Source organism: Nocardia sp. 852002-51101_SCH5132738 (assembly GCF_001665695.1).
GTDB classification, from domain to species: Bacteria; Actinomycetota; Actinomycetes; order Mycobacteriales; family Mycobacteriaceae; genus Nocardia; species Nocardia nova.
In genome coordinates, this window is the sequence record NZ_LZML01000092.1 from 1 (window position 1) to 2605 (window position 2605).

Genomic DNA, 2605 nt, shown 5'->3' on the forward strand with positions numbered 1-2605 from the left:
GGTCCGACAGCATCTTGGACGGGTCGATAGGCTGGACAGAGGTCATCGCGTGAACTTTCTTTCCTTCAAGTGACTTGCCGGTCTTTTGAAGGATCACGCGGTGACCACCCCCTATCCGGCTACGACACGCCCGCACTTTGCTGGCGTCCGGCCATACACCATCCTGCTGGACTCAACCGGCTCGCCGGACTGAAACCGGTTGCCCCGGCAGGTCTCTAACGTCGCCGTTGGTTGTTTGTATATATCTCTTATTCGCGTGCGTACGCGCACACGTTCACTCGGTCTCCCGCGCGCGGGGGTAGTCCGCCGGGCGTGTCGCCCGCAGCCAACCGGCTCGGACTCAAAAATACTTGCTTACGCATAACCGCAGGTCAGACCAGGTGTGGCAAATGGCCGGCTGAGCCATCAGCGCAGGTCAGAGCATGTATCTGTGTCCACCGCCCCGGAATTTATCGATTCTGAGAGCCGTAACCCCGGAATCGGCACAACTCCCCGTCCGGGCGGTGTTCGCCCGTCTACGGGCCATCTAGCCACCGTTTCGGCGGTGGCGATGGCAACAGTCATCCTCACCGCTCGGCACCGAGCCGCACGATTCCCGGTTGTCCACCGGCGCAACCGGTTTGGGCAATCACACGAAACCCCCGGAGAGCGTTAGCTCTGTCCGGGGGTCCGTCACTGCTTGCGGAGTAGTCCACGTTCCTCGCAGATACGGCGGAGACGCTCCTCCGTGCCGCAGCCGTGCCCCTCGTGTAACCGAAGGTTGAATACCAGTGCCGGAACACCGGCCGGGCGCGGCTGGGCCGTATCGAGTTCGAACGGGCATGGGTCCGGACCGGTCACAGTCCGGCCCGCTCACGCTCCCCCGGACCGAACGCCCGAGCGTCGTTGCACCCGACCCGCCAAGCGGACTGTATCCACCGCTGAGCGAACGATTCAGCCATCGTGAACTCATCTTCCGAACCGAGCACCCGACCGGCCGACAAGTCCACCTCGAACCCTGCCAATGGTGTTCGCGTTGCATCCGAAACCATCGCTCTCGCAACAGGTTCGATCGAACGTCGATTGTTCGTTGTGGTCCACAACTGAAGCCCCGGAGCATGGATAATCCACCGCTCGCCGCAGCAATGAACCTTGATCAGATAGTGCTTCACGGTTCCTCCCGAAGTGGTAGGGCACCCGGCACCGGAGAAGTCGGTTTCGGTCCGGTGCCGGGGCTTGGTCAGAACCGTAGGAACCGAGGCGAGCCGGGGTCTACAACCGTGCACAACCGTGCACAGGGAAACGATTCCCAGTGCATCACGGCCACCTTCGAGCCACAATCGAGAGTCGTAGTGCAACTTGGTGCACGTCTCAACGGAGGTAACCGTGATGAAGCTACGTTTTCTCGGCAAGTGCGGAAGCACCGGCGGAAACTGCCCCACCCTGCTCTCTCACGAACACGGGTATGTGGTTCAAGCCTGGCGGACCGAAACCCCCGGCACGGTGGAGCTTCCACACAAGTTGCTCGGGTTCCTCGAACCAGACACGTTCATCGGAGCACCGATGACCGATACCGGCCGGGGAACGTTCCGGCTCACCGGCCGACCGATCAGCGACACTGAGACACTGGCACAGCTCGACCTAGCCGACGACGAGACGGCAATCGAGGTGCCGAAGACAGAGAGGACGTTCTACGGTGCAACTGCTACACGGCAATCCGTGGCCTGAGCTATTCGGCGACTGTCGCCGGGAGGCATTCCACCTCGAGGTCCGGGACGCTTACGCGGTAGCCGATGAGTCCGCCCCGTTCCGGAAGTACCTCGACGGAGAGCAGGACGATTATGCGTGGTTCGAGCCGTGGCTACAGCTGGTGAAGGACACCACCGGCCGGGGCGTAGCCGTCACTCGGGTACGTGTCGTCACGGTGCCGCACACGGACTACACCCGGTTCTCTCTGGCGGTTACAGAGCTGAACGCCGGTGCCGGGGAAGACATCCGGTACCTACCCCGGCATGAGGCTGGGGAGGTGCCATCAGATGATTTCTGGCTGTTGGATGACAACCGGGTGGTGTTCAACCTGGTAGACGAGAACGGACGTGCCGCAGACGGCGCGGCGTTGACCACGGATACCGGGATTGTCGAGCATTGCCGACGGCTCAAACAACGGTTGTGGTCACTCGCCACTCCGTACCGCGAGTACATCGTTCGGTGACAGGTTCAATCAACCAGCAACGCGAATCTCTCGGGGCCAGACTCCGGGAGATTCGCTTTACCGCTGGCTTATCGGGTGCCGCGTTAGCTCGGCTTAACGACTGGCATCCGAGCAAGGTTTCAAAAATCGAGTACGGCAGAATCCTGCCGTCTATAGACGACCTCGCCGCGTACTGCCGAGATTGCAGCGCGCCAGACCAATTAGCAGACCTTACCGCTACCCGCCGCAATATCGACACTGCGTATCTGGAGTGGCAGAAGGTTCTAGGTACTGGCACGAAGCGCAGGCAAAACACATTCCTCAAAGCGGAAGCCGAAGCACGGATTCTGCGCGGATAGGGACTGTCGGTGTTCCGGTGGATCTGATCTCGGTCCGATGAGTCGAGCCTGATGGCTCGGCAGGAAGGACCGACGA

The 2605-nt window shown here is 61.3% G+C and carries 4 protein-coding genes; 3 read left to right on the top strand and 1 reads right to left on the bottom strand.

Annotated features, from left to right (window positions below; translation table 11 throughout):
* Positions 1 to 836 precede the first annotated feature (836 nt).
* A complete protein-coding gene (locus A5789_RS36525; RefSeq protein ID WP_155525982.1) occupies positions 837 to 1151 on the bottom strand; it encodes a hypothetical protein in 315 nt (104 codons plus the stop codon).
* A gap of 217 nt (positions 1152 to 1368) precedes the next feature.
* On the opposite strand from A5789_RS36525, the gene A5789_RS12220 reads away from it, so the two are divergent.
* Genes A5789_RS12220 through A5789_RS38530 form a run of 3 tightly spaced genes read left to right on the top strand, consistent with a single transcriptional unit; the run spans position 1369 to position 2529 of the window.
* Complete coding sequence (locus tag A5789_RS12220) at positions 1369 to 1707, top strand: hypothetical protein (protein WP_064906795.1); 339 nt, start codon at positions 1369 to 1371, stop codon at positions 1705 to 1707.
* Positions 1676 to 2191, top strand: a complete 516-nt coding sequence (locus A5789_RS12225; RefSeq protein ID WP_064906794.1) for a DUF6879 family protein — start codon at positions 1676 to 1678, stop codon at positions 2189 to 2191. The genes A5789_RS12220 and A5789_RS12225 overlap by 32 nt, the downstream gene beginning before the upstream one ends.
* The gene (locus A5789_RS38530) at positions 2188 to 2529 is read left to right on the top strand and encodes a helix-turn-helix transcriptional regulator (RefSeq protein WP_195064002.1); all 342 of its coding nucleotides are present in this window, start codon (positions 2188 to 2190) and stop codon (positions 2527 to 2529) included. Before A5789_RS12225 ends, A5789_RS38530 begins: the two co-directional genes overlap by 4 nt.
* The last annotated feature ends 76 nt before the right edge of the window (positions 2530 to 2605 follow it).

Coding starts and splice junctions, on each gene's coding strand:
- A5789_RS12220 (WP_064906795.1), top strand. CDS start 1,369: ATGAAGCTACGTTTTCTCGGCAAGTGCGGAAGCACCGGCGGAAACTGC.